Genomic DNA, 23,388 nt, shown 5'->3' on the forward strand with positions numbered 1-23,388 from the left:
AACCACAAGGCATGATTAGCCAATAAACTACGGCAGAACATCCTCTAACGCTTTGATACACAGTGCGATATTTTCGCGCCGGGCGGCATAACCCATCAGGCCGATGCGCCAGGCTTTACCTGCCAGCTCACCCAGGCCGGCACCTATTTCCAGGTTATATTGTGCCAGCAACTGTTTGCGCACGGCGGCATCGTCCACACCTTGCGGAATATACACACTGTTAAGCTGCGGCAGGCGGTACGGCTCTGCTACAACAAACTCCAGCCCCAGATTGATTAAACCTTGCTTTAGCAGCGTGTGCATATCAGCATGGCGCTGCCAGCTTTGCTCCAGCCCTTCAGCAGCCAGCAAACGCAGCGATTCATGCAGTGCATACAGAGCGTTAACCGGTGCCGTGTGGTGATAACTGCGTTTGGCGCCACCACTCCAGTAGCTCATTACCAGGCTTTGGTCTAAAAACCAGCTTTGTACCGGCCTGGTACGGGCTTTAATACGCTCAACCGCTTTGGGCGAAAATGACACCGGCGATAAACCCGGCACACAGGATAAACACTTCTGACTGCCGGAATAAATGGCATCAATACCCCAGTCATCTACCCGCAGTTCAACACCACCTAATGAGGTTACCGCATCAACAATAGATAAACAGCCGTATTGCTGCGCCAGTGCACACAGGGTTTTCGCGTCCGACAATGCGCCGGTAGAGGTTTCAGCATGCACAAAGGCCAGATACCTGGCCTGCGGATTGGCTTTTAAAGCCGCTTCCACCGCAGCCGGGTCTACCGGCTCGCCCCAGGCGTTGTCCACGGTAATGGCGGTGGCACCACAGCGCTCAACGTTCTGGCGCATCCGCTCACCAAACACGCCGTTACGGCACACGATTACAGTATCACCGGGCTGCAGTAAATTAACAAAGCAGGTTTCCATACCGGCACTGCCGGGTGCAGATACTGCCAGTGTCATCTCGTTTTGGGTTTGAAAGGCATACTGCAGCAGCTGCTTTAACTCATCCATCATCCCAATAAACAGTGGGTCCAGATGGCCTACTGTTGGCCTGGCTTGTGCTGCCAACACCTGCGGATGTACATCAGAAGGCCCGGGGCCCATTAAAATGCGCCGTGGTGGTGAAAAAGCCTCTATTTTCGGTGCCTTTAACATAGCCTGTTGCATAGTCACTCCGTGTAGTTATTTTTGCTTACCATAGCAAAACCAGTGCCCAAAGCCAGCATGGTTCGGCTATTGCCACTATTCAAAAGATCAATAGCTCAAAGGAGCAATAACTCAACAGCGCAATAGCTCAACGGATCAATAGTGCCACCAGCGGGCCGCGCTGATGTATAATGCGCGTTTTGCGTTTCAGGAACCCTGCTATGAGTACATTACCCGCCTGCCCTAAATGTCAGTCTGTTTACACCTATGAAGACGGCGCTCTGCTTATCTGTCCGGAATGCGGCCATGAATGGTCGGCCAATGCCGTTGACACCACAGACAGCAAACAAATTCGTGATAGCGCAGGTAATGTGCTGCAAGATGGCGATACCGTTACCGTAATTAAAGATTTAAAAGTGAAAGGGTCATCAGCCGTGGTAAAAATCGGCACTAAGGTGAAAAACATCCGTTTAGTGGATGGCGATCATGATATCGACTGCAAAATAGATGGCTTTGGCGCCATGAGCTTAAAATCGGAGTTTGTGCGCAAAGTGCAGGAGTAAAATAAACAAAACGGGGCTTTAAGCCCCGTTTTGGTTTATTAACAGATGTAGTTAAAAACGTCCGCGCAGTGCTGCAATACGCTTTTCCAGCGGCGGGTGGCTTAAAAACAGTTCAGATTTAGCGGCACCACCGGCAATACCAAAAGCCATCATGCTGCCTTCCAGGCGGCTTTCGTGGTTATACTTTAACCGTTCCAGTGCAGCGATCATTTTATTTGGCCCGCCTTCAAGCTTGGCCGCGCCGGCATCAGCCCGGTACTCACGCTGGCGTGAGAACCACATCACGATAATACTGGCCAGTACGCCAAATACCATTTCCAGCACAATAACAGTAGCAAAATAAGCGATACCGCCGCCCTGGTTATTATTGCTGTTATTATTCAGCATGCCTGCCACTAAGCGGGCGAGGAAAATAACAAAGGTGTTTACCACGCCCTGAATCAGTGTCAGTGTAACCATATCGCCGTTGGCAATGTGCGACACTTCGTGTGCCAGCACGGCTTCTACTTCGTCTTCACGCATATTGCGCAGCAAACCGGTACTTACGGCAACTAAAGCATCATTACGGTTCATGCCGGTGGCAAAAGCATTCATTTCCGGCGAGTCGTACACTGCTACTTCCGGCATACCAATACCGGCAGCTTTCGCCTGGCGGGCTACGGTATTCATTAACCACTGTTCGGTAGCATTGCGGGGTTGCTCAATCACTACCGCACCGGTAGAACGTTTTGCCATCCACTTTGACATCGCCAGGGATATAAAAGAGCCGCCAAAACCAAATATTGCAGCAAATACCAGTAAACCCCCAATACTGCTGCGATCAACACCAAGGAAACTGAACACGATATTGAGCACTATGCTCAGCACCAGAATAACCGCCAGGTTGGTGGCTAAAAATAAAACGATTCTTTTCATACTGCTTGCCTCGGTTGCTTTACTGCTTTGTACTATATGGGCTTGGGGGCCATTTTCAATTTAATCAGCACAGATTATTTGTAAGAAAAGGTGTCTGCCGTAGAGCTTTTGGCTACAATGGCAGCAACATGAAGGAGTTAGCCATGCAATTACTACTACTGAGCAGTTCGCGCGCTAATAACAGCGCTTATCTGGCCCCTTATATGGCGTGGCTTACGCAGCATTTAAGCGGTATAGATGAACTGCTGTTTATCCCTTACGCCGGCATCAGTATTAGCTATGATGCATATCTGACCACCGTGCAGCAGGCACTGGCGCCACAGGGCATTAAGGTGCGCAGCATTCATCAGTTTGCTGATGCGCGCCAGGCTGTAACGCAAGCGCAGGCTATTGCCGTTGGTGGTGGCAACACTTTTCATCTGCTTTATCAGTTATATCAACAGGATATAGTGCAGCTCATTAAGAAACGCGTAACCGAAGGTGTACCCTATATTGGCTGGAGTGCCGGTTCAAACATTGCAGGCGCAACCATTCGCACCACCAACGATATGCCGATTATAGAGCCGGCTTCGTTTAATGCGCTAAACCTGTTACCGCTGCAGTTAAACCCGCATTACACCGACTATAAACCGGAGGGTTTTCACGGTGAAACCCGCGATATGCGCTTAGCGGAGTTTATGCAGTTGCATCCGGCCACGCCCATTATTGCCCTGCCAGAAGGTACCGCACTAAAACGCAGTGGCAACAACCTGACCTTACTCGGTACAGGCGGCGGTTATCTGTTTGTTGGCGGTAATAAAACACCCCTGGCAGAAAACAGCGATTTAACTGAGTTTTTGTAGTAATGCGATAACCACCAACTGCTGAAACCCAGAGGTTAGAATACCCGATAAGCTCGACACAGAGTGTCTGAGCGGACGCACAAGCGGTAGCGAGTTGCTGTGGCGAGCTTATCGGGTGTTGTAACCGGCGTTGGTGCAAAGTTGTGTAGCCAGCTCTATTGCCAACTGCTGATACTGCGAAGGGGCCGGCGCAAAAGGTACAACCCCTAAACAAGGCGCAGTGATACGCTGGCGTAAATCAGCAATATTTTGCTCCAGCAGCGCCATATCCGGGTCAATACAATTCGCTACCCAGCCCAACAGCTTGCAGCCACTGCGCTCAATCTCGCGTACCGTTAGCATGGCATGGTTTAAACAGCCCAGTTTCATGCCTACCACCAGCACCACCGGTAACTGCCTATCGGCCACCCAATCGGCCAGATAACGCTGATGGTTTATCGGCAATAACCAACCGCCTGCACCTTCAATTAATAATTGCTGCACCGGTAATTGTTGCCACTGTGCCAAGGCCGCATTTAACTGCGCTTCGTTAATCGGCAACTGCTCAGTAATAGCCGCCAGATGCGGTGCCACCGGCGCCTGATAACAGACTGGATTAATCACCCTATAAGGTAACGCGATACCAGAGTGCCGCTGTAGCAGTAACGCGTCACCATTACACCCCTGGTCGTCAGCCCCCGCCGCTATTGGCTTTACGCCTACTGCTATGCTGCCAAGCGTTTTAAAGCCCTGCAATAACAAGCTAGTGACATAAGTTTTGCCGGCGTCGGTATCAGTAGCGGTAATAAAGCAGCGGTTAACTGGCATTTTTATACCCGCTGATAATCAATACCTGATAACTAGCCGGTAAACCCAGGGCGGTACGATTGTTGTCATAAGCAGCGGCCAGATTTTGCCAGTAGCCCTTGCCGGTTAAACCGCGGCTTTGCCGCCCGGCAACCTGATTTGCACCCAACGCTTTTAACTCGCGCGCCAGGCTGATAACGTCCGGATAAAACAGCGGGTAACAACGTTGTTCAAACTGCCAGCGAACAGTGCTGACCGGTTTTGCGGCAGCAATTACCTCAGCAGCAGGCAAAAAGCGGTTTACATGTTGCTGTTGATCCAGGCTGGCAAATGCCTGCTTCAGCTCTGCCAGAGTGCCATCAACCAGGGTCGTCAGCACTACCCGGCCACCAGGCGCTAGTACGCGGTCTATTTCAGCAAATACTGCGGCCGGTTTTGGGCACCACTGCAACATTAAGCTGGAAAACAGCTTATCAACACTGTGTGCTGCCAATGGCAATTGCTGTGCATCGGCTTGCACATAGGCTGTAGTTAAGGTTGTAGTTAAATGCGGGGCTAACTGCTGGCTTGCGGCTTTTGCCAGCATACCGGCACTTAAATCTGCCGCGGTAAAATGGCGGCAATAGGCAGCAAAGCGCGGATGGATCCAGCCCGGGCCGCAGCCTAAATCAAGCAAATGCCCCTGTTTGTCGGCAGGCAGCAATGTCAGCGCATCCAGTGCAACCTGCTGCTGTAAACGGGCCGCCGGTAAATAGCTGTCGCAGGCTTTACCAAAACTGTGTGCCACCTGACGGATAAACTCCGGTGCAGCGATAGCCGCTGTCATAGCACCTGCCTTAATTGTTGCAGCAACAATGTAATATCTTCCGCCGTATGCGCCGCACTCAATGTAATACGTAAACGGGCACTGCCCTGCGGCACTGTAGGCGGGCGAATGGCGCTAAGCCAGATGCCCTGTTGTTTTAACTGCTGACTGACAGCTAAAGCTCGCTCGCTGCTACCCAATACCAGGCCCTGAATGGCACTGTGCGAATTAAGCAAAGGCAGATCTCCTGCCAGAGTGCGAAACAAAGCGATATTGCTGTGTAGTTTGTCACGCCGCCAACTGTCAGCCCGGCACAGCTGAATGCTTTTTAGTACGGCAGCGCAAAGTGGCGGTGGCAAGGCTGTGCTGTAAATATAATGGCGGCCAAACTGTTCGATATAATCGATCACTGTTTTACTGCCACCAACAAAAGCGCCGCCAAGCCCCAATGCTTTACCAAAGTTAGCCATAGTGCAAAACAGCTCGCTCTGTGCAATGCCCTGCGCTGCCGCAGTGCCTTTACCCTCAGGCCCCAGCACGCCCAAACCGTGGGCATCATCCAGCAATAGCGGCGCGCCATAGCTGTGGCACAACGCCAACATGGCTGCTAAGTTGGGGCTATCGCCGTCCATACTGAATACGCCCTCTGTTACCACCACCGGCTGTTCATATTGCTGAATTAACAGCTGCAGGGCAGATATATCATTATGGGCAAAACGTTTAAAACCGGCCTCGCTATGTAGTGCGGCATCAATTAATGACGCATGGCTAAGTTTATCCAGCAGCAGGGTGTCGCTTTTATTGCTTAACGTCAGCAGCATGGCCTGGTTGGCGGCAAAACCGGAGGAAAACAGCAATACCCGCTCTACCCCCAGCCAATCGGCTAAGCTGTCGCTAAGCTGCTGATGCACCGCATGCTGGCCGGTAACCAATGGCGAGCCGCTGCTGCCGGCGCCAAACTGTGCCGCGCCGTCAGCAAAAGCTTGCAACACCTGCGGTGCTGTGGCCAGGCCAAGATAATCATTGCCGGAAAAATTAAGGTAACTTTTTCCGGCAACAACCAGCTGACGGCCGTTGTAGTGTTCAAGTGTTACCGGGCTGCGCAGCAGCTGTTGTGCTCTGCGCAGCTCAAGCGCCTGGCTTAACTGCGCCAGCTTAGCCTGCGGCATACTTACTGCGCCGCGTGAAACAGCGGCGGATTCGCCTGCTCTTTTATCGCATCGGCCAGTGCCAGTTCATGCGCCTCATCAGACACATCGTGGCGCTGCTCCGGTTTAATGCCCAGTTTGGCAAACAGTTGCATGTCGGCATCGGCTTCCGGGTTATCGGTAGTCAGCAGTTTATCGCCGTAGAAAATAGAATTAGCCCCGGCAAAGAAACACAGCGCCTGCATTTGCTCGTTCATGCGTGAGCGGCCGGCCGATAAGCGCACATGACTTTGCGGCAACATAATACGCGCCACCGCAATAGTGCGGATAAACTCAAAGGCATCTAAATCGTCAACGTTCTCAAGCGGTGTACCGGCTACTTTTACCAGCATATTAATAGGTACACTCTCCGGGTGCTCCGGCAAATTAGCCAGTTGCATTAACAGCGCTGAGCGATCGTTAGCACTTTCGCCCATGCCCAGAATACCACCGCAGCATACTTTCATACCGGCATCGCGCACATGGCTTAAGGTGTCTAAGCGGTCCTGATAGGTACGGGTAGTGATAATTTCGCCGTAAAACTCCGGTGACGTATCCAGGTTATGGTTGTAGTAATCCAGCCCGGCCCCGGCCAGGGTTTTCGCCTGCTCACCGGTTAACATACCCAATGTCATACAGGTTTCCAGCCCCATGGCTTTTACGCCCTGTACCATTTCAATAATGTACGGCATATCGCGCTGTTTCGGGTTAGTCCAGGCGGCGCCCATACAAAAACGGCTGGCGCCTTTGTCTTTAGCGGCTTTGGCCTGGGTTAACACTTTCTCCACTTCCAGCAGACGCTCGCGCTCCAGCCCGGTATTGTAGTGGCCGCTTTGCGGGCAATACTTGCAGTCTTCTGCGCAGGCACCGGTTTTAATCGATAATAAGGTGCTTACCTGTACTTCATTCGGTTTAAAGTGCTGGCGGTGTACCGTTTGCGCCTGAAACAATAAATCGTTAAATGGCAGCGCATAAAGTGCATTGACCTGCGCGAGGGTCCAGTTGTGGCGGACAACAGCCTGCATAAAAATCCCTGTTTAAATTGAGGTTAAAGGTGTTTTCGGCTAGTCTAACCGCCACCTTGGCGTTGTCAACGCTGACCAGAATTAAAACTTTACTACAGGTTAAATAATGAGCATTGATTTAGCTTTTGATCGCAGCCATATCTGGCACCCTTATACCTCAATGCAAAACCCGTTACCGGTGTATCCGGTGGTGGCCGCTGAGGGCTCTGAGCTGGTGCTGGAAAATGGTCAGCGGTTAATTGATGGCACTGCATCCTGGTGGTCAGCCGTACATGGTTATAACCACCCCGCCCTGAATGCTGCGGTAACAGCGCAGCTTAGTAAAATGGCGCATGTAATGTTTGGTGGTATTACCCATCAGCCGGCGGTTGATTTATGTAAACAACTGCTGAGTATGGTGCCGCCAAATTTAACTAAGGTATTTCTCGCCGACAGCGGCTCTATCGCGGTAGAAGTAGCGATTAAAATGGCGCTGCAGTATTGGCTGGCAAGCAACACACCGCAAAAGCAAAAGCTGGTAAGTTTACGTAAGGGTTATCATGGCGATACCTTTGCCGCTATGGCGGTGTGCGATCCGGTAGATGGCATGCACGATATGTTTGCCGCCTTGCTACCACAGCATTATTTTTTACCGGCGCCGCAAAGCCGGTTTGATGGTGAGTTTCTGCACACCGACATCGCCCCGTTGCAGCAACTGCTGGCAGAAAAACACCACGAAATTGCCGCGCTGATTTTAGAACCTATAGTACAGGGTTACGGCGGTATGCGCTTTTACCACCCGGAATATTTACGCCGTGTCAGAGCCTTATGTGATCAATATAAAGTACTGCTGATTGCCGATGAAATTGCCACCGGCTTTGGCCGCAGCGGCAAGTTATTTGCCTGTGAGCATGCCGGTATTCAACCGGATATTATGTGTGTGGGTAAAGCGCTTAGCGGTGGTTATATTACGTTGGCGGCCACACTGTGCACTGATGAAGTGGCACGCGGCATTAGCTTAAGCCAGGCCGGTGGTTTAATGCATGGCCCCACTTTTATGGCTAACCCGCTGGCCTGCGCCGTTGCCAGTGCCAGTTTAACGCTGATTGCCAAAGGCGATTGGCAACAGCAGGTAGCCGCAATTGAAGCACAATTACAGCAGGAGCTGGCAGCCTGCCGTCACTCGCCGTTAGTAAAAGATGTGCGAGTACTAGGCGCTATAGGCGTGCTGGAAATGCATAACAAGGTAGATGTTGGCGCCCTGCAACAGCAGTTTGTTAAGCTGGGAGTGTGGATCCGGCCGTTTAATAACCTGATTTACGTGATGCCGCCTTTTATTATCCGCCCTGAGCAGTTAAGCCAGCTTACTGCAGCCATGCGATTGGTCGCCGGAGTATAAACTCAAACCTGCAAATATAAGTACAACAGCAAACCCATGCTGCTAAGCAGCAATATAATGATATTAAAATGCAGGTGATCGCCGCGGCGGCGCAAACGCAAGCGGTTAAGTATTAAACTCAAACCGCTGAAAAATGCCACTGCCCACAGCAAATACTGCAAATATACCGTTAACCTGGGGTGCCAGTCGCTACGAACCTCAATACCCCAATAGCGCACTAAACCGGTATCCAGCTCCGGGCTGGCATAATGCGCTACTACCAAACCGGCAATAAACAATATCCAACCGGTTATCGCCAGCCAGCCAAAAGCCCGGCACAGTATATCCGGCCCATGACGGCGCTCATATTTTTCTGGCTTTTCCTGCTCTGTGATCAATTTTAAAGTCCTGATAACTTTTACTTGTGTTGTGCGTTTGGCTCAGTATCATTACAGGCTTTACGCAGTTTGCTAAGTTTACACCCTCTGGAGTTTGATGCATGACGCATGCCGTTATTAAAGATGTTTTAGCCGGTCGCTATGCCATTGGTGAGTCTATCACCGTTAAAGGCTGGATCCGCACCCGCCGCGATTCAAAAGCAGGTATTTCCTTTTTAGCTATTCATGATGGCAGCTGTTTTGATGCGGTACAGGCCGTAGCTCCTTCAGATTTACCCAATTATGAAGCTGAAGTAAAACGCCTGACAACATCATGCTCTGTAGCCGTTACCGGCACTGTGGCACGTTCTGAAGGCCAGGGCCAGGCTTTTGAACTGCAAGCTGCTGCGGTTGAAGTATTAGGCTGGGTAGAAAACCCGGACACCTACCCTATGGCACCGAAGCGCCACAGCATGGAATACCTGCGTGAACACGCCCACCTACGCGCCCGCACCAACATTATGGGTGCCGTTACCCGCGTGCGGCATTGTTTAGCCCAGGCGGTACACCGCTTTTTCCATGAGCAGGGTTATTACTGGATCAGCACGCCTATTATTACCGGCTCAGACGCTGAAGGCGCCGGTGAAATGTTCCGCATCAGTACGCTGGATCTGGAAAACCTGCCACGTACCGACAAAGGCAATATTGATTACAGCAAAGATTTCTTCGGTAAAGAAACCTTCTTAACCGTATCCGGCCAGTTAAACGGCGAAACCTATGCTTGTGCCATGTCAAAAATTTACACCTTTGGCCCTACTTTCCGTGCCGAAAACTCCAACACCAGCCGCCACTTAGCGGAATTCTGGATGATTGAACCGGAAGTAGCCTTTGCGGAGCTTAAAGACATCGCCCAATTGGCAGAAGATATGCTGAAGTACGTATGTAAAGCGGTACTGACCGAGCGCGCCGATGATATGGCCTTTTTTGCCGAGCGTATCGACCCATCAGCAGTAACCCGGTTACAGCAGTTAGTTGATTCATCTTTTGTACGGATGGATTACACCGACGCTATCGAAATTTTAAAAACCTGCGGTAAGAAATTCGAATACCCTGTGGAATGGGGTGTCGATTTGCAATCTGAGCACGAGCGCTACCTGGCTGAAGAGCACATCGGCGCGCCGATCATTATGCAAAACTACCCGAAAGACATTAAAGCCTTTTATATGCGCTTAAATGACGACGGCAAAACGGTAGCGGCAATGGACGTACTGGCACCCGGCATTGGTGAAATTATCGGTGGCAGCCAGCGTGAAGAGCGCCTGGAAGAGTTTGATAAGCGCCTTGCAGAAATGGGCCTGGATAAAGAAGACTACAGCTGGTACCGCGACCTGCGCCGCTACGGCACAGTGCCACACGCCGGTTTTGGTTTAGGTTTTGAGCGTTTAGTGTCATACGTTACCGGTGTAGGTAACGTGCGCGACGTTATCGCCTTCCCGCGTACACCAGGCAACGCTGAGTTTTAATAACTCCCGCAATACACAGCATGCAAAAAAGGCGCTTTAAACAGCGCCTTTTTTATTGCTCACAGTACTCGTTTTCATACCACTAACACTGATGGAAAAGTGGTTTCACCGGTGACTACGGGAAAGTTCATATTTGTTAGTCTGTAAAGACATCAGGGTACCGGAGTGCTGCATATGTCTCCCTGCAAGCTTTAATTATCTCTTCCCGTCTTTGTTGTTTTGACCACCCGTTAATACATTCGCAGTACCATTCATCGTCCAACACTGTATATTCGCCAAACGACTCAGGATATCCGGCTTGTACATTGGCTTGGTAGATCTTGGAAGCACCTGCTTCTGGAGCAAGCTCTCCATCAATGACCTCTTTTGCCAAGGCTTTTGCATAACCTTCTATCGCTTCTTCAGCGCAAGGTTGACGTATACCGAGCTCTCGTAAAACTCGTCGAAAGTAATCTTCCACTTCAAACTCATTTAGAGGCTGAATAAACGTTGCCAACACAGCGAGATTTTTTGTATCAACACCTTGCACCAGCAATGACATTGCCCATGCGACTTTGTGCTCGCCGCCTGAGTACATGGCAACTAAACCAAGCACTTTATACGTTTCAACTTGTTGCGATTCAGACAGCATAGTTTTCCTGAAGCCTAACACAGCAAACAGCGACAAGCGTTAGTGTTATATCCATTACTCAAACTCCATCAACACATAACTTTCACTTAATGGACAGAAACACAGCTGCGAGAATATCGAGCGCGTCGCCGGGTTACTGACCCAGCTCTCCCCTGCGGGCGAGTTCAAGATCTTGTTATGCATTATTATTTGAGCTTGATTTATATTTGAAGTACTTGTAGGCAAAAAACATTAATGAAGTAATAGCGGATGAAATAAGGCAGATTATTACATACGCACCTAAAATACCTAAGCCAATATAGCCCAAAACTAAAGAAACTAAAAAACCTATCACCGTGCCAATTAAGGCTGATTTTTTTGGTATAAAATAAGCAGGATAAATGAACTTATTAAAGAGAAACACGAGAATCAAACTGGGTAAAAAACCCATTATTGCAATTATAACCAACCCAACAATCAATGAAATCATTTCAATACTCCTTATTTGTTTCGTAGTGCATAACGCAGCCAACACTCGCAGCTTTGTAAATTAGCCGAAACCGCCACAGAAAAGCTGCCGCAGTACTTGGCTTTATATTTCATATGCTCCCCAGTACACTTCTGTTTCTCGTGTGCAATAAAACCCTTCAAATGGCTCCAGGGATAGTATTCTCTCAATGACCTTCCTCGAAGAGCACAGAAAAGAGCAGTGACTATCCCAATGTGTCGTAACCAGCAAGCTATGGTCGTGAGTAAACACACAACCATGAGTAGGTATTTCATCTTTTGCAATCAAATCGTCAATCCAATGCAGTTTCCTTTCTGTACCGAACTCGTTACCAACCCAAAGCCAACTATGGCCAAGCTCTTTGACTGCATTTAATACCCTGTTTTCAAGTAGCGGCGGCAGATCACCTTCCTCTGGTTGGAAGATACTTTGATCTTTCAGCTCGGCGAGCTTGTCTGAAATGGTTTTGTTTGCCAATTCTTTCTTTATGCCGCCAATACTGGTCCTCAGGCCGATATCTATATCTGATAGCGTTTTCAGCCCTGTCAACTCGAGGACTTCATGCCAACTGACAGGATGACATCCATCAATGATTTCTCGCTTACTGGGCCACGTTGGCGGGCTAAATCGTTTAATATCAATGTTTGCAGGCTTGAAAAATGGATGCAACAGTACATACACGCAGTCAAACTGTCCACTATAGAACGGGAGAATCTTCTCGTCATAAGGACAAGACGCAAACTTCTCCGGTGTTGGTATAACCCTATCTGTCATTACGCACTTCACCTATGAATGCATAGTCGTATACAACTGATTTTATTATGTTTAACCATATGACACAGCAACAACTTTTTCTTGCGGGCTAAATTCTATATCGCAGCTAAGCAAGTGAAAATGCAGTGCGCTACTGTGAATAACACGTTTACCCTGCGGCAAGTTTTCTACTTTGTACTCCGATAAATTAACCGTGTTTAATTGCCGGATTACACTTGAGTAAGAAGTGCCTTTACTAAAATTACCGCAAAGGTAATACACTTCTTTTCGGGCTTCGTTTGCGAAAAAACCGAAAACCGCCAAGCCCAAGATGCTGATTGCAGCCGCAATAAATTTTAGTTTAAGCATAATCCTGCTGTTTATTACTTGATGTTTCGATAGCGCTTCAACAACTTTTACCTGACCCCGTTTCATGTCAATTGAAAGTCTACTGATCATGGGTAACTCGGGCATATAACGCCCGCAACTGGTTGCGAGTCGAGCCCAAAGGACGTAATTTTTATCTGACCTGTTTACTTTTATGTCTGCACTTCATTCAATCTAGACTTTATATAACTCACAAAATCACTGTTCGACAGTGGCTTTATAAACTGACGCTCGAGTAGTATTACTTTGCCCCCTTGTTCTTGCGCCTCTTTTAGAGGGCCAGGCTTGATATCCAGTGTCAGCACAGGGTATATCAACGATCTAACAGCTAGTTCTATATCAGCTTCCTGCTTATAAAAAATTTGCGTAGATTTGCGCTTTTGACTAGTTCCAAATTTTTGATTTAGATTTTTTCGAAACAGCTCATTAGTCTTATTGCTAAATCTACCTATTCCAAATCCGCCTGAGCGTTGTTGATCTGGTGGTAAATTCGAATTATGAAAACCAAACATTGCATCTACTTTTACCAAAGAATCTAAGTAGCGGTTTATATACTCCTTCAACTCCATACAACTCTCCGGAGTCTGCTGTACTTCATACTTTCCATGTTTGGTAACATAAAATGTGAATTGCTCAGTAGGGAAAAAACACTCTAAATCTAATTTTCGCGCGAACAATTCATCCCAAATATTATGGTCGATGAATACTTTCAACATTCCCTCCGAGAAAATAATGCCGAAATCATCAGCGTGTATTATGCGTTGGCTGAACTTCCTTATTAGCTGATGCTTCGCCATGCAGGTAAGCGCGCAATATGTACATAATTAGCAAGCCTGAAATCAGGCATGATGTATATATTACTGCTCTCAGCCCGTAAACAGGGTTAGAGAGTAGATTCTGGCTAAATTCTACAATTACACTATCGATCTTTGTGAACAGGTAACCAGATAAAAACGCCGATATAACTGCAGCATACTTTGTGAAAGCTTTTGACTCACTAGCATCTACTGGCGATGATAAAACACCGATCATCCATCCGCACAACACCCCAAAGACAGCAATTATCAATGTAAACCAAAATCCATTATCTCCAATATTTCGGTGTACGTAATAAGTTCCGAAGGCCATTAGCACATATATGGTGTTAATTACAGCAATCGACAACAACGCATTTAATCTGTTCATGAATAACTATCTCTCGTTAACGCTCATAGTACAGGCCGAACCCCACGGCAATTGAGGTCCAGCTGAAGCAGTCGCAGACTGTGACGCGTGTTATGCATACTTACTCTCAAAATCAGCGACTTTAATAAATGTATATTGCTCAATAAAAATTGCTAACTGCCCAGGGTGCGAGAACGTATTTTTGAATGACTCCTGCTCATCTGCAGTCACCCTGGTGATCTTCACAGTATACTGATTACAATCTTTTGTAATCTGAACTTTTGCTCTTGCCAGCCCAACCTGCTTTTCTATTTCCAGCTCTGGAACTTTGTCCATCAAAGCACTGATAATATTTCCTTTAGTATTTTCTTCGGTATTTATCCAAAAGCTTTGTTCAGCCTTGCTGTACTGGTATAAAGCAAAAATCATTGGGATAGAAAAAACTGATCCGAATATCGCATCTATTAAGGCATGTTCTATACTGGAAAAGACTCCTACCGTGAACATAAGTGCAGTTCCAAAACAAATTAAGTAAAAAAATCTTCGCCAGATGACTGCCGTCCATACTCGCTTTTCAAAAATATAACCAAACAAACCAATCAGGTAGATTATTGAAAAAACAGAGCTAAATATACTTAATATAGAAAATGCATTATTTGATATCAAATAGTATACGCTTAATAATATTAGAGCTATGTTCAGAACGGCATAAATTAGCCAAAACACCTTTTTCAATGTTTACTCCTATTTCATTTTTAAGCATGCTCATTCTTCATGCTACCACACAGGAAGCAATAATTTATTGAAAAACAAGCGTGCGCTATATTTCGGTGCCTCACTGTAGTACGCAGTTAACTTAGCGAATGTATTTTGCATGCGCAACATATATATGTGCTGTGTAAACAGAATATATCAGCTGTTTTGGCGGGGCGGAGTGTTTAACTCCGCTTAGAGCAGCCAGCCCGTTAAACCGACTGGCTTTTTTATATTCAAACAGAACCGGTATTGATACGCGCCATACATAAGGCATTGACATAATTACCGTATTGAAAAGCAAAATCGGTTAGCTCTGCCTCTACTTCAAAACCAAAGCGTTCGTACAACGCTATTGCTGCTTCGTTGCTAGTGTAAACAGTAAGCTCCATACGGCGGATATTCAGCCAGTTGTCGGCCATTTCTAACGCTGAGCGTAATAGCGCCGAGCCAATACCCTGCCCCTGATATTCTTCCGACACGCCCATACCAAGCTCGGCTACATGGCGGCGGCGTGGGTTTTGGCATACCTGTAACCCGAGCTGACCTATTACTTTACCTTCTACCTCGGCCACCAGATTATAAAAACCGGCACCGGCGGTATATAACCTTTGCCAGTTTGCCACCGGCTGATAAGGCAGCTGCAGCGTATTAGCATACACACTGGGTTGATCATAAATAGCTTTAATAGCGTCAATGTCAGCGGGTTCAGCATGACGGATCACAGCAGGCATAATGGCGTCCTTCACAATATACAGGCAATTATCTTAAGGGGGTTTAGTTGCAATCAACAAGGGCTAAAATGCAAAAAGCCAGCAAGATGCTGGCTTTATCGCATACTTGCTAGGTTCAGAGTTGCTGTTCGAGCTCTGGCAGCACGGTAAATAAGTCGGCTACCAGGCCGTAATCGGCAATTTGGAAGATTGGCGCTTCGGCATCTTTGTTAATTGCTACGATAACTTTAGAGTCTTTCATACCGGCAAGGTGTTGAATAGCACCGGAAATACCCACTGCTATATACAGCTCTGGCGCTACAATTTTACCGGTTTGGCCAACCTGCATATCGTTTGGTACAAAGCCCGCATCTACCGCTGCGCGCGAGGCACCAATGGCAGCACCTAACTTATCGGCAATGCCATTGAGTAACGCAAAGTTTTCGCCATTTTGCATACCACGGCCACCAGAGATCACCACCCGGGCGGCTGTTAACTCAGGGCGCTCAGATTTTGTCAGCTCCTGGGTTACAAAGCGTGAGATACCGGCATCATGCACCGCCGTTAAGGTTTCAACCGGGGCGTTGTTGCCGGTTTTCGCTTCACCAAATGCAGCCGGGCGCACGGTAAGCACTTTAATGGCATCAGCAGATTTTACTGTAGCAATGGCATTGCCGGCATAAATTGGCCTGACAAAGGTATCAGCGCTTTCAATGGCAATGACATCAGAAATTTGTGCTACATCCAACATAGCCGCTACGCGTGGCAGGAAGTTTTTGCCGGTGGTGGTCGCTGCCGCCAGAATATGGCTGTAGCCTTTACCCAGCTCAGTGACCAAAGCAGCAATATTTTCTGCCAGTTGATGCTCGTAGGCAGCGTTATCCGCATGCAGTACCTTTGTTACGCCAGCAATTGCCGCCGCTTCGGTTGCCGCTGCTGTACTGTTAAAACCGGCTACCAACACGGTAATGTCACCACCAATAGCGGTGGCAGCCTGCACCACTTTAAGGGTTTCGCTCTTCAGGCTTTGGTTGTTATGCTCTGCAATAATTAAAATAGCCATCAGATCACCTTCGCTTCATGCTTTAACTTATCTACCAGCTCTGCTACTGATTCCACCTTGATACCGCCCTGCCGGGTTGCCGGTGGTACCACTTTTAGCAGCGTGACATTAGAGTTTAAACTTACACCGAAGCTGTCGGCGGCTTTAACATCCAGCGGCTTTTTCTTTGCCTTCATAATATTAGGCAGCGAAGCATAGCGCGGCTCGTTTAAGCGTAAGTCTGTCGATACTACTGCCGGCAGCGGCAGCTCTACCGTTTGTAAGCCGCCGTCTATTTCACGGGTAACCTGCACTTTGCCATCAGCCAGTTGTACTTTAGAAGCAAAAGTACCCTGCCCCATACCAGTTAATGCTGCCAGCATCTGGCCGGTTTGGTTGTTGTCGGAATCAATCGCCTGCTTGCCTAAAATAACCAGGCCAGGCTGTTCATCTGCTACCACTTTGGCCAGCAGCTTTGCCACCTGTAATGAATCCAGGTTTTGATCTGTTTCAATGTGCAGCGCACGATCTGCGCCTAATGCCAACGCAGTACGCAGTTGCTCTTGCACCGTGCTGGTGCCAATAGACACAACCACAATTTCTGTTGCGTTACCGGCTTCTTTCAGCCGTACCGCTTCTTCTACCGCAATTTCACAAAAGGGGTTTAACGCCATTTTCACGTTAGCCAGATCAACACCTGATTGGTCAGCCTTTACCCGTACTTTTACGTTGTAATCTATTACCCGTTTCACCGGCACCAGTATTTTCATATATTCCCCATTCTTTTCCTGCAACAGACAAGCAGTTTTGCCACAGGTTTACGTTAAGGTAAAGCTAGCACGCTTTGGTTTGCCACAATCTACTTACTGTTGACGTTAACGTCAACCTGCAATACCCTAAACAGCATGATAAAAGCAGTGTAAGCTGTAAATAATAAACTCCAAGAGGCCAGGGCTGTGGAAAGAGAATCAATGGAATTCGATGTAGTTATAGTAGGTGGTGGCCCGGCCGGGCTGTCTGCTGCTATCCGTTTGATGCAGCAAGCCAAAGCGGCAGCAAAAGAACTCAGCGTTTGTTTAGTTGAAAAAGGCTCTGAAGTAGGTGCGCATATTTTATCTGGCGCGGTGTTCGAGCCCCGGGCGCTAAATGAACTATTACCCGACTGGCAACAACAAGGTGCGCCGGTAACCGTGCCTGTGACCCATGATGATATTTACCTGCTGAAAAATGCCAAAAGCGCAACAAAACTACCGGGCTTTGCGGTGCCGAAAACCATGCATAACAGTGGCAACTATATTGTATCGGTGGCTAACCTTTGCCGCTGGCTGGCACAGCAGGCCGAGCAACTGGGTGTGGAAATTTTTCCCGGCTTTGCTGCCAGCGAAGTACTGATTGAAAACAACGTGGTAAAAGGCATTGTTATTGGTGATATGGGGCTGGATAAACACGGCAAGCCCAAAGACAGTTATGTGCCCGGTATGGAGCTACGTGCAAAGTACACCGTGTTTGCAGAAGGCTGCCGCGGCCATTTGGGTAAGCAGCTGATTAAGCACTTTAAACTGGATGAAGGTAAATCACCGCAGCATTATGCCATTGGTTTTAAAGAAATCTGGGATATCCCTGCGGCCAAACATCACGCCGGTTTGGTAGTGCATTCTGCCGGCTGGCCGTTAACCACTGATACTGCCGGTGGTGGCTACTTATATCATGCGGAAAACCAGCAAATTGTGGTTGGCTTAATTGTTGACCTTAGCTACAGCAACCCGCATTTAAATCCGTTTGAAGAATTTCAGCGCTATAAACAGCACCCGGTGATCAGCCAGTACCTTAGTAACGGCAAACGCGTTAGTTATGGTGCCCGTGCTATTGCCAAAGGTGGCCTGAACAGCCTGCCCAAAATGAGCTTTAACGGCGGCCTGCTGATTGGGTGTGACGCCGGCACCCTTAACGGCGCTAAAATTAAAGGCAACCACACGGCAATGAAATCCGGCATGCTGGCCGCTGAAACGCTGTTTAACGCTATTAACAGTGCTGACGAAGGCGGGCAAGATCTGACCACTTTTGCCGATGCCATAAAAAACAGCTGGCTGTATGACGAGTTATACCGCTCGCGCAACTTTAGCGCAGCAATGCATAAGTTTGGTACCTTCTGGGGCGGCGCCTTTAATACACTGGAGCAAAACTGGTTTGGCGGTAAATTTCCGTTTACCCTAAAAGATAACAGCCATGACTACGCCCAACTGAAGCTCGCCAGCGAGGCCCCGGTTATCAACTACCCTAAACCAGACAATGTGCTGAGTTTTGACCGGTTATCTTCGGTGTATTTATCCAACACCAACCACGAAGAAGAACAACCCTGCCACCTTAAACTGGCTAATAGCCAGATCCCGGTTAGCGTTAACCTGCCCAAGTATAATGAACCGGCGCAACGTTATTGTCCGGCAGGGGTATATGAGATTATACAAAACGAAAATAATGAGCCGCAGTTTCAGATAAATGCGCAAAACTGCATTCATTGTAAAACCTGTGATATTAAAGATCCGTCGCAAAATATTACCTGGGTAACCCCCGAAGGCGCTGGTGGGCCTAACTATCCCAATATGTAACAATAAACCGACAGCGCCCGGCCGAATTTCGTGTTAAGGCGCTGTTTTATCTACTACATTTTAATTTACTGATATTTGCTGTTTATATACTGGTGTTTTTAAGTTTTTCATTGTATTAATTTTAAACAACAACTACCTTTGGTATGGGTATTGTTTAAATTAACCGCGGAAAGGCTTCGCCAGAGACAGGAAGTAGTGTGATGACAAATAAAATAAATACGGAACGCACCGTACAAGATGATGTAGTAATCGTTAAAAACACGCCGAAAAAAAATTCACCACCCACTCTGCCCCCCTCTTTCGCCAGCGATCGGTATATGTATTTTACTGAGCGCGATCTGAATAAAATTCTGACGAATCTTGATGCACTACGCAGCAGCGTTTTTCCGCTGGTTAACCCTGACAACGAAATAGCCAGCAGGAAGCAGCAAAACTTTCCATCAGTATGCCTGATAGGCCTTGGCCGCTGTGGCTCGAATATTGCGCTGGATGTCGCCTCACTGGTTTATAACGCGCGTAATTTTTACCTGAACGAATTTAACAACGAAGAAAAGCAAACCCGTGAACAGGAATACCGGCCCATGCGCTGGATTAAACGCAGCCTGAACTTATCAAATACACAGGCGGTAAAACCGGTGTTTTTAATTGAACCACTGGTAATGCTTGGCGATTTGGACAAAGACATCGAAGGCCGCATCCGCTTTTCACATAAGGGCGAGAAAAGCGGCTTTTTGCATGATTACACCAAAATGAAAATTATGGACCTGTCTGAAGTACATGCCGGAGGTGCCGGTAACGCCCCTATTCTTGGCCAGTATCTGGCAAAAATTATTCTTAACAAAGACACCCAGCGCTTTGCCAATGCCGAATGGAAATACATTCATTCTTACCTGATTGACTCCTGTGGCATTAAAGCTAATCAATCCAGATTATACTTTTATATTTTCAGTGCCGGCGGTGGTACAGGCTCAGGTATGGCATCTGAATTTGGTTTAGCTCAGCAGTATGCCTACATGAGTAAAACCTTTGACACCCGGATGACCGGCGAAGACGAAGAAAACCGTGGCCATTCCTTTGTATTTGAACCAATCTTTACCAGCGGTATATGTATTTTGCCGAACATTTCTGATCATGGCGTGGAAATGTCTGAAGCACTGCATATCAATGCCGGGCGCTTATTGTGCAAATACCTGGCTGAAGAGTGGGATTTTTCTTACAACTTTGATAACGAAGACAGCAGCGAATCCAGCGTAATGCACCGTATCCGGCCGTGGAATGCCATGATGCTGATCTCCAATGATATTATGCGTTACGCCGAAGAAACCGATGACGGCGGCATTCAGCATATCGACGTTAATGCCATGGAGAAATATGCCAATCAGTACATCTCGCAGCAAATTTTTAATATTCTGACCGCGCAGGCCGTAACCACAGATTACGACGAAAACTATTTCCGCCGTGCCGGTATCGATATCGGTGAAACTATCCGCCTTGACGCCAATGATTTATTTATGAGCCTGGCCGGCCCCGTTGCCGTGGCCTACGCTGAGTCTGTAATACCAGGTGATAGCAGCAACGCAGAGAAACTTAAACTGTTTGAAAAAACCGGCACCGGTTTAAATATTGATGACCTGTTTTTCCGCTCTATCGATTTGCCACACTTTAATAAAGTAACCCAGGCCATTGAGGGTATCAGCCTGCTGCCGATTGAATCCGGCCGTTACCGTGAAACATTGGCCAGCTATGTAAAAAATGGCTATAACGCTGCCGAACTCAAAGATTTGCATTTCTTTAAAAATTGCTCGTCAGTGGTATCTATAGTGTCACTACCGAAAGACTATAAACTGTCTTATATGGATTTAAACCGGCTTAAATCGCACTTAAATGCGTTGTTTCCCAACACCACACTAAAACGCTATGCACTGGTTATTGGTGCTTCAGCCAACATTTCACTGACAACGCTGATTGTGAAAAGCCCCTGCTTAAGCGACGACTTTTTAACCCTGATTGTCGCCTTTATTAAACGCTGTTTTGCCAAAGATAACTATCGCTTTGACGAGCAGTTGGACCATGCAATGCTTGAGTTTATCCGCGCCGAACATTTTGACGAAGAAGCACTGGATAAAATGCTGCACGAATTTGAAAACCCGGCCAAAATACTTGACACTAACTGGTATGCCATTAAGCCAATGTACGAGAAAAAATACCGCGAACTTATTCATAATAAAGACAAATTTGTCTCAATTAATGATATCCGCTTAAGCCGCGACAGCGTGAAAAAAGCCATTAAGTACCTGCGCGAAATTTACCGGCACAAGATCAGTAAAACCAAGGTTATTTCACTTAACCCGCAAACTCATAAAAAAGCCGCAGCAGAATAATCTGGCAGCTTAGCTAAAAGGTCTGGCATTTTAGTGCCAGACCTTTTTTGTATCTGCTATTAGGGTGTTCTGACGGACATTAAGGTAAAGGTGCGCCACGGCTACTGATATACAACTGATACCAGTGCTCACGGCTTAAATGCACCTGGCTAGCCCCGGCACAGGCTGCTATGCGCTGCGGGTTAGCGGTGCCTATTACCGGTTGAATAGCGGCCGGATGCCGCATCAGCCAGGCCAGTACAATGGCTTCGCGGCTGCACTGATATTGCCCGGCTAACTGAGCCACTAACGCTGCAGTGGCACGTTCAGTGTCGGTTTGTGTTTGTGCCCCGCTAAAGGCGCCTTTTGCCAGGCTGCCCCAGCTTTGCAGCTGCACACCCCGTTGCTGACAATATTCGACAGTGCCATAACTAAAATGCCTGTTGCTGCCCTGCGGCATACCCGTTAGTACACTTTCCTCCAGCCAGTCGATGTCGGCCAGGCTCATTTGCAGTTGATTCACCAGCAATGGCTGAGACAATGCCGACTGCAACCACTGCATTTGCGCCCAGCCCATATTCGACACGCCAAAGTGGCGCACTTTGCCCTGCTGGACTAATTGATCGAATGCCTGCGCCACCAGCTCTGGCTGCATTAGTGGATCAGGCCGGTGTAATAGCAACAGATCCAGGTAATCGGTATTTAGCCGCGTTAAGCTCTGTTCCACAGAACGGATAATATAGTCTTTGGAAAAATCATAGCGCCCCGGCCCCTGCTCGTCGGCAAAGCGGATAGCACATTTAGTTTGGATAAACAGCTCTGCGCGTTTTGCCGGTGCAGCAGCCAGATAGCGGCCAAATACCTGCTCGGCTTTACCACGGGTATAAATATCGGCGTGATCAAAAAAGTTAATGCCGTTGGCCAGTGCCGCATCAATAGCAGAAAAAGCATGGTTTTGCTGTTCTGTTGTGGTGGTATTGCTGTCCCAGCTGCCGCCCAACCCCATACAACCAAACGCCAGTGAACTGATACCAGGCAGATGCCGCGATAAAGGGATCATAATAACTCCAGACAATGAAATACCGCGATAGTGTAGCGAAAAACAGCCTGAACCCCTACACTATCGCCATTATTAAATGCTACCGGAACACTTCTGCGTTATGTCTGATGCCACTTTGTACAGGTTAAACAAATTTATCAGTGATACGGGCTTTTGCTCACGGCGTGAAGCCGATAAATTTATTGAAAATGGTCAGGTTACTGTAAATGGCGCTGTAGCGCCGGTTGGCCTTAAAGTTACTGACGCAGATCAGGTACTGATTGACGGTAAACCATTAAAAGCCAAGCCGAAACGGGTTTATCTGGCATATAACAAACCGGTAGGCATTACCTGTACTACAGAGCGGCATATTCACGGCAATATCATTGATGCCGTGCGCTACCCGGAGCGCATCTTTCCGATAGGCCGGCTGGATAAGCCTTCTGAAGGCCTTATTTTTCTGACCAATGATGGTGATATCGTCAACAAAATTCTGCGCGCCGGTAATGCGCATGAAAAAGAATATGTGGTTACTGTGAATAAGCCGATTACTGAGCGTTTTATTCAGCAGATGGCCCGTGGCGTGCCTATTCTTGATACCGTAACCCTACCCTGTGTGGTGCAGCAACGCTCTAAGCAGAGTTTTTCTATTATTTTGACCCAGGGCTTAAACCGGCAAATACGCCGGATGTGTGAGTACCTTGGCTATGAAGTACAAACATTAAAACGTACCCGCATTATGCATATTCGTGGCGCTGGCTTAAAACCCGGGCAATGGCGTTTGTTGGACGATATTGAAATACGGATGCTCGAAGCACAACTGCTAAGCTCCAGCAAAACCGCAGACAATGCACCGGGCAACGATAGCTTTGATGATTAAGGCAGTTTTGATGCTTAAGGCCGTTTGGATAATTAACGCAACCA

At 47.8% G+C, this 23,388-nt stretch carries 25 protein-coding genes; 7 read left to right on the forward strand and 18 right to left on the reverse strand.

From position 1 onward, the window contains the following. Window positions 1–27: 27 nt before the first annotated feature. The gene (locus J3B89_RS11440) at window positions 28–1,107 is read right to left on the reverse strand and encodes a pyridoxal-phosphate-dependent aminotransferase family protein (RefSeq protein ID WP_251372377.1); all 1,080 of its coding nucleotides are present in this window, start codon (window positions 1,105–1,107) and stop codon (window positions 28–30) included. 263 nt (window positions 1,108–1,370) lie between these two features. Between J3B89_RS11440 and J3B89_RS11445 the strand changes: the two genes are divergently transcribed. Continuing rightward, window positions 1,371–1,712: a zinc ribbon domain-containing protein YjdM gene (locus J3B89_RS11445; protein WP_215397697.1), complete on the forward strand. Its 342-nt coding sequence runs from the start codon at window positions 1,371–1,373 to the stop codon at window positions 1,710–1,712. Between the two features lie 51 nt (window positions 1,713–1,763). Here the strand turns inward: J3B89_RS11445 and htpX are convergent, their stop codons facing one another. Next, entirely contained in the window at window positions 1,764–2,627 is an 864-nt protein-coding gene (gene htpX / locus J3B89_RS11450) for a protease HtpX (RefSeq protein WP_215397698.1), read from the reverse strand. A gap of 143 nt (window positions 2,628–2,770) precedes the next feature. Here htpX and pepE point away from each other — a divergent pair, with 143 nt between their 5' ends. Further along, on the forward strand, window positions 2,771–3,469 hold the full coding sequence (pepE, locus tag J3B89_RS11455) for a dipeptidase PepE (protein WP_215397699.1): 699 nt from the start codon (window positions 2,771–2,773) through the stop codon (window positions 3,467–3,469). Window positions 3,470–3,577: 108 nt separating this feature from the next. Here pepE and bioD read toward each other — a convergent pair whose 3' ends face one another. Genes bioD through bioB form a run of 4 tightly spaced genes read right to left on the reverse strand, consistent with a single transcriptional unit; the run spans window position 3,578 to window position 7,272 of the window. After that, the gene (gene bioD / locus J3B89_RS11460; protein ID WP_215397700.1) at window positions 3,578–4,276 is read right to left on the reverse strand and encodes a dethiobiotin synthase; all 699 of its coding nucleotides are present in this window, start codon (window positions 4,274–4,276) and stop codon (window positions 3,578–3,580) included. After that, on the reverse strand, window positions 4,266–5,081 hold the full coding sequence (locus tag J3B89_RS11465; protein WP_215397701.1) for a methyltransferase domain-containing protein: 816 nt from the start codon (window positions 5,079–5,081) through the stop codon (window positions 4,266–4,268). Before J3B89_RS11465 ends, bioD begins: the two co-directional genes overlap by 11 nt. After that, on the reverse strand, window positions 5,078–6,229 hold the full coding sequence (locus J3B89_RS11470) for an aminotransferase class I/II-fold pyridoxal phosphate-dependent enzyme (protein ID WP_215397702.1): 1,152 nt from the start codon (window positions 6,227–6,229) through the stop codon (window positions 5,078–5,080). The genes J3B89_RS11465 and J3B89_RS11470 overlap by 4 nt, the downstream gene beginning before the upstream one ends. A gap of 2 nt (window positions 6,230–6,231) precedes the next feature. Then, on the reverse strand, window positions 6,232–7,272 hold the full coding sequence (gene bioB / locus J3B89_RS11475) for a biotin synthase BioB (protein WP_215397703.1): 1,041 nt from the start codon (window positions 7,270–7,272) through the stop codon (window positions 6,232–6,234). Between the two features lie 106 nt (window positions 7,273–7,378). Here bioB and bioA point away from each other — a divergent pair, with 106 nt between their 5' ends. Beyond that, entirely contained in the window at window positions 7,379–8,650 is a 1,272-nt protein-coding gene (gene bioA / locus J3B89_RS11480) for an adenosylmethionine--8-amino-7-oxononanoate transaminase (RefSeq protein WP_215397704.1), read from the forward strand. Between the two features lie 2 nt (window positions 8,651–8,652). On the opposite strand, the gene J3B89_RS11485 is transcribed toward bioA, so the two are convergent. Further along, window positions 8,653–9,027, reverse strand: coding sequence for a hypothetical protein (locus tag J3B89_RS11485; RefSeq protein ID WP_215397705.1), 375 nt, complete (start codon window positions 9,025–9,027; stop codon window positions 8,653–8,655). A 101-nt stretch (window positions 9,028–9,128) separates the two neighbouring features. On the opposite strand from J3B89_RS11485, the gene asnS reads away from it, so the two are divergent. Further along, a complete protein-coding gene (gene asnS, locus J3B89_RS11490) occupies window positions 9,129–10,529 on the forward strand; it encodes an asparagine--tRNA ligase (protein ID WP_215397706.1) in 1,401 nt (466 codons plus the stop codon). A 136-nt stretch (window positions 10,530–10,665) separates the two neighbouring features. On the opposite strand, the gene J3B89_RS11495 is transcribed toward asnS, so the two are convergent. The 10 genes from J3B89_RS11495 to J3B89_RS11540 all read right to left on the reverse strand — a co-directional run bounded on the left by J3B89_RS11495 (window position 10,666) and on the right by J3B89_RS11540 (window position 17,229). After that, window positions 10,666–11,160 carry a hypothetical protein gene (locus J3B89_RS11495; RefSeq protein WP_215397707.1) on the reverse strand — a complete coding sequence of 165 codons (495 nt, stop codon included), beginning with the start codon at window positions 11,158–11,160 and terminating at the stop codon, window positions 10,666–10,668. A 175-nt stretch (window positions 11,161–11,335) separates the two neighbouring features. Then, window positions 11,336–11,629, reverse strand: a complete 294-nt coding sequence (locus tag J3B89_RS11500) for a hypothetical protein (protein WP_215397708.1) — start codon at window positions 11,627–11,629, stop codon at window positions 11,336–11,338. A gap of 102 nt (window positions 11,630–11,731) precedes the next feature. Further along, on the reverse strand, window positions 11,732–12,421 hold the full coding sequence (locus tag J3B89_RS11505; protein ID WP_215397709.1) for a DUF2711 family protein: 690 nt from the start codon (window positions 12,419–12,421) through the stop codon (window positions 11,732–11,734). Between the two features lie 51 nt (window positions 12,422–12,472). Further along, entirely contained in the window at window positions 12,473–12,859 is a 387-nt protein-coding gene (locus tag J3B89_RS11510; RefSeq protein WP_215397710.1) for a hypothetical protein, read from the reverse strand. Between the two features lie 80 nt (window positions 12,860–12,939). Next, on the reverse strand, window positions 12,940–13,356 hold the full coding sequence (locus J3B89_RS11515) for a hypothetical protein (RefSeq protein WP_215397711.1): 417 nt from the start codon (window positions 13,354–13,356) through the stop codon (window positions 12,940–12,942). A 175-nt stretch (window positions 13,357–13,531) separates the two neighbouring features. After that, window positions 13,532–13,972, reverse strand: coding sequence for a hypothetical protein (locus J3B89_RS11520; protein ID WP_215397712.1), 441 nt, complete (start codon window positions 13,970–13,972; stop codon window positions 13,532–13,534). A gap of 90 nt (window positions 13,973–14,062) precedes the next feature. Then, the gene (locus J3B89_RS11525; RefSeq protein WP_215397713.1) at window positions 14,063–14,686 is read right to left on the reverse strand and encodes a hypothetical protein; all 624 of its coding nucleotides are present in this window, start codon (window positions 14,684–14,686) and stop codon (window positions 14,063–14,065) included. Between the two features lie 254 nt (window positions 14,687–14,940). Beyond that, window positions 14,941–15,438, reverse strand: a complete 498-nt coding sequence (locus tag J3B89_RS11530) for a GNAT family N-acetyltransferase (RefSeq protein WP_215397714.1) — start codon at window positions 15,436–15,438, stop codon at window positions 14,941–14,943. 115 nt (window positions 15,439–15,553) lie between these two features. After that, window positions 15,554–16,480 (reverse strand): electron transfer flavoprotein subunit alpha/FixB family protein, encoded by a 927-nt coding sequence (locus tag J3B89_RS11535; RefSeq protein ID WP_215397715.1) that lies wholly within the window; start codon window positions 16,478–16,480, stop codon window positions 15,554–15,556. Continuing rightward, a complete protein-coding gene (locus J3B89_RS11540; RefSeq protein WP_215397716.1) occupies window positions 16,480–17,229 on the reverse strand; it encodes an electron transfer flavoprotein subunit beta/FixA family protein in 750 nt (249 codons plus the stop codon). The genes J3B89_RS11535 and J3B89_RS11540 overlap by 1 nt, the downstream gene beginning before the upstream one ends. Before the next feature lie 201 nt (window positions 17,230–17,430). Between J3B89_RS11540 and J3B89_RS11545 the strand changes: the two genes are divergently transcribed. Both J3B89_RS11545 and J3B89_RS11550 read left to right on the forward strand, forming a co-directional pair. Further along, window positions 17,431–19,065, forward strand: a complete 1,635-nt coding sequence (locus J3B89_RS11545) for an electron transfer flavoprotein-ubiquinone oxidoreductase (protein ID WP_215397717.1) — start codon at window positions 17,431–17,433, stop codon at window positions 19,063–19,065. Window positions 19,066–19,382: 317 nt separating this feature from the next. Then, the gene (locus tag J3B89_RS11550) at window positions 19,383–21,446 is read left to right on the forward strand and encodes a hypothetical protein (RefSeq protein ID WP_251372378.1); all 2,064 of its coding nucleotides are present in this window, start codon (window positions 19,383–19,385) and stop codon (window positions 21,444–21,446) included. A gap of 79 nt (window positions 21,447–21,525) precedes the next feature. Here J3B89_RS11550 and J3B89_RS11555 read toward each other — a convergent pair whose 3' ends face one another. Beyond that, window positions 21,526–22,485, reverse strand: coding sequence for an aldo/keto reductase (locus J3B89_RS11555; RefSeq protein ID WP_215397719.1), 960 nt, complete (start codon window positions 22,483–22,485; stop codon window positions 21,526–21,528). Window positions 22,486–22,585: 100 nt separating this feature from the next. Here J3B89_RS11555 and J3B89_RS11560 point away from each other — a divergent pair, with 100 nt between their 5' ends. Next, window positions 22,586–23,344: a pseudouridine synthase gene (locus tag J3B89_RS11560; protein ID WP_215397720.1), complete on the forward strand. Its 759-nt coding sequence runs from the start codon at window positions 22,586–22,588 to the stop codon at window positions 23,342–23,344. Window positions 23,345–23,388 lie beyond the last annotated feature (44 nt).

It is taken from the genome of Rheinheimera oceanensis, assembly GCF_018831085.1.
Taxonomy (GTDB): Bacteria; Pseudomonadota; Gammaproteobacteria; order Enterobacterales; family Alteromonadaceae; genus Alishewanella; species Alishewanella oceanensis.

Bases quoted from the DNA above. Each gene is read 5' to 3' on its own strand.
- J3B89_RS11440 (WP_251372377.1), bottom strand. From the start codon at position 1,107: ATGGGCCCCGGGCCTTCTGATGTACATCCGCAGGTGTTGGCAGCACAA.
- J3B89_RS11445 (WP_215397697.1), top strand. From the start codon at position 1,371: ATGAGTACATTACCCGCCTGCCCTAAATGTCAGTCTGTTTACACCTAT.
- htpX (WP_215397698.1), bottom strand. From the start codon at position 2,627: ATGAAAAGAATCGTTTTATTTTTAGCCACCAACCTGGCGGTTATTCTG.
- pepE (WP_215397699.1), top strand. From the start codon at position 2,771: ATGCAATTACTACTACTGAGCAGTTCGCGCGCTAATAACAGCGCTTAT.
- bioD (WP_215397700.1), bottom strand. From the start codon at position 4,276: ATGCCAGTTAACCGCTGCTTTATTACCGCTACTGATACCGACGCCGGC.
- J3B89_RS11465 (WP_215397701.1), bottom strand. From the start codon at position 5,081: ATGACAGCGGCTATCGCTGCACCGGAGTTTATCCGTCAGGTGGCACAC.
- J3B89_RS11470 (WP_215397702.1), bottom strand. From the start codon at position 6,229: ATGCCGCAGGCTAAGCTGGCGCAGTTAAGCCAGGCGCTTGAGCTGCGC.
- bioB (WP_215397703.1), bottom strand. From the start codon at position 7,272: ATGCAGGCTGTTGTCCGCCACAACTGGACCCTCGCGCAGGTCAATGCA.
- bioA (WP_215397704.1), top strand. From the start codon at position 7,379: ATGAGCATTGATTTAGCTTTTGATCGCAGCCATATCTGGCACCCTTAT.
- asnS (WP_215397706.1), top strand. From the start codon at position 9,129: ATGACGCATGCCGTTATTAAAGATGTTTTAGCCGGTCGCTATGCCATT.
- J3B89_RS11495 (WP_215397707.1), bottom strand. From the start codon at position 11,160: ATGCTGTCTGAATCGCAACAAGTTGAAACGTATAAAGTGCTTGGTTTA.
- J3B89_RS11500 (WP_215397708.1), bottom strand. From the start codon at position 11,629: ATGATTTCATTGATTGTTGGGTTGGTTATAATTGCAATAATGGGTTTT.
- J3B89_RS11505 (WP_215397709.1), bottom strand. From the start codon at position 12,421: ATGACAGATAGGGTTATACCAACACCGGAGAAGTTTGCGTCTTGTCCT.
- J3B89_RS11510 (WP_215397710.1), bottom strand. From the start codon at position 12,859: ATGATCAGTAGACTTTCAATTGACATGAAACGGGGTCAGGTAAAAGTT.
- J3B89_RS11515 (WP_215397711.1), bottom strand. From the start codon at position 13,356: ATGGAGTTGAAGGAGTATATAAACCGCTACTTAGATTCTTTGGTAAAA.
- J3B89_RS11520 (WP_215397712.1), bottom strand. From the start codon at position 13,972: ATGAACAGATTAAATGCGTTGTTGTCGATTGCTGTAATTAACACCATA.
- J3B89_RS11530 (WP_215397714.1), bottom strand. From the start codon at position 15,438: ATGCCTGCTGTGATCCGTCATGCTGAACCCGCTGACATTGACGCTATT.
- J3B89_RS11535 (WP_215397715.1), bottom strand. From the start codon at position 16,480: ATGGCTATTTTAATTATTGCAGAGCATAACAACCAAAGCCTGAAGAGC.
- J3B89_RS11540 (WP_215397716.1), bottom strand. From the start codon at position 17,229: ATGAAAATACTGGTGCCGGTGAAACGGGTAATAGATTACAACGTAAAA.
- J3B89_RS11545 (WP_215397717.1), top strand. From the start codon at position 17,431: ATGGAATTCGATGTAGTTATAGTAGGTGGTGGCCCGGCCGGGCTGTCT.
- J3B89_RS11550 (WP_251372378.1), top strand. From the start codon at position 19,383: ATGTATTTTACTGAGCGCGATCTGAATAAAATTCTGACGAATCTTGAT.
- J3B89_RS11555 (WP_215397719.1), bottom strand. From the start codon at position 22,485: ATGATCCCTTTATCGCGGCATCTGCCTGGTATCAGTTCACTGGCGTTT.
- J3B89_RS11560 (WP_215397720.1), top strand. From the start codon at position 22,586: ATGTCTGATGCCACTTTGTACAGGTTAAACAAATTTATCAGTGATACG.